The sequence below is a fragment of the Winogradskyella psychrotolerans genome (genome assembly GCF_018860545.1).
GTDB classification, from domain to species: Bacteria; Bacteroidota; Bacteroidia; order Flavobacteriales; family Flavobacteriaceae; genus Winogradskyella; species Winogradskyella psychrotolerans_A.
Genome location: NZ_JAHKPN010000029.1, coordinates 1 through 1,333, shown reverse-complemented (window position 1 = coordinate 1,333; position 1,333 = coordinate 1). Strand labels below are relative to the sequence as shown.

The 1,333-nt window shown below is 32.8% G+C and carries 3 protein-coding genes; all 3 read right to left on the bottom strand.

Annotation, left to right across the window (positions count from 1 at the left end):
- Positions 1–39: 39 nt before the first annotated feature.
- The 3 genes from KO515_RS10685 to KO515_RS10675 all read right to left on the bottom strand — a co-directional run bounded on the left by KO515_RS10685 (position 40) and on the right by KO515_RS10675 (position 1,293).
- Complete coding sequence (locus KO515_RS10685) at positions 40–255, bottom strand: integrase core domain-containing protein (protein WP_354668278.1); 216 nt, start codon at positions 253–255, stop codon at positions 40–42.
- Between the two features lie 40 nt (positions 256–295).
- Positions 296–649 (bottom strand): DDE-type integrase/transposase/recombinase, encoded by a 354-nt coding sequence (locus KO515_RS10680; protein WP_215936352.1) that lies wholly within the window; start codon positions 647–649, stop codon positions 296–298.
- A 278-nt stretch (positions 650–927) separates the two neighbouring features.
- A complete protein-coding gene (locus KO515_RS10675) occupies positions 928–1,293 on the bottom strand; it encodes a transposase (RefSeq protein ID WP_013869214.1) in 366 nt (121 codons plus the stop codon).
- Between the last annotated feature and the right edge of the window lie 40 nt (positions 1,294–1,333).

Below are 1,333 nucleotides of genomic sequence, written 5' to 3'. Positions count from 1 at the left end.
TGTCTCGTCCTGAAATATGGCTACAGGTTAAAATTGAATTTAGGCTGATAATTGATATACCATATTAGGTGTTTTATAGTCTAAAGATAAATGTAATCTTATTTGGTTGTATAAATTAATTGCATTTTTTGCAGCTCTTTTAGCATGTGCTACGTTATCAAAGGTCTGGTCTAGGTAAAACTCATCTTTTAATATGCCGTTTACACGCTCAGCCATGGCATTTTCGTAACAATGATTTTCTTCAGTCATACTAATATCTATCTTGTTTCTTTTTAATATTTGCGTGTATTGGTTGTTACAATACTGTATACCTCTGTCTGACCCGAGGCATTTTTGCCGAACTGGCGAAGCAATGATGAATAAGCTGTTTAATGTTTTTTGCTTGATATATGGCCTTATTTAGGGCTCTTACACAGCCTTTTAGTTCCAAACTATCGCTAAGATCATACCCAACAATTTTCCTAGAATACATATCTGTTATTAAGGCTAGATAACAAAACCCTTTTACAGTTCTGATATAGGTTATATCAGATACCCAAACTTGGTTTGACCTAGTAACTTCCATGTCTTTTATGAGGTTGTTGTACTTATAAAAGCGATGATATGAGTTAGTAGTTCTTGCACTGGTTTTCTTTCTAAGTGTTAGCATATTATGTTTTCTGAGGATATTAAATAGCGTATCTCTACCAACTTTAATATTGGCTTTTGTAAACTCATCAGCTAATGATTTTATGAGTTTACGTACGCCTTCTCTAGGAAGGGATTTACGTCTTTTACGTACAATTTCTATAATTTGTTGTTCTAGTTTTAAACGTTTATCAGCTCTCGATTTGTATTTATAATACGCATCACGTTCAAGTCCAAAACAACTTGCTACAGTAGATACAGAAGCAAATCCCTTAGCTCTATTTCTAGTTTTAATAAAAGCTAGATATTGAGTTTTTTTTTAAGTTGCTGAACATTTTTATATCCTAATTTTTCTGCAGCTACTTCGAGATAAGATTCCTCTACCATTGCATCCAGGTCCTTTTTAAGCAGTAGCTTTTTAAGTTTTTCATTCTCTTTTTGCAATGCTTTGATTCTAGATATTTCGTCTTTAGTTTCCACTTTTACTCTTGTATTCATTAAGTCTTTACGATTGTATTTTTTAATCCACTCGTTAACGGTTGTAGGTGCGATAGAGTAGAGTTTACAAAGTTCGCTCTTTGTGTGTTTACCAGTTGTAAGTTCTGCTAAAATTTTCAGTTTAAAAGGTTCTGAATACCGTCTAATTACTTTGTCATTTTTGTACATAATTGTGTAAAATTATGTAGCCTTTATTCAGGACGGGTCA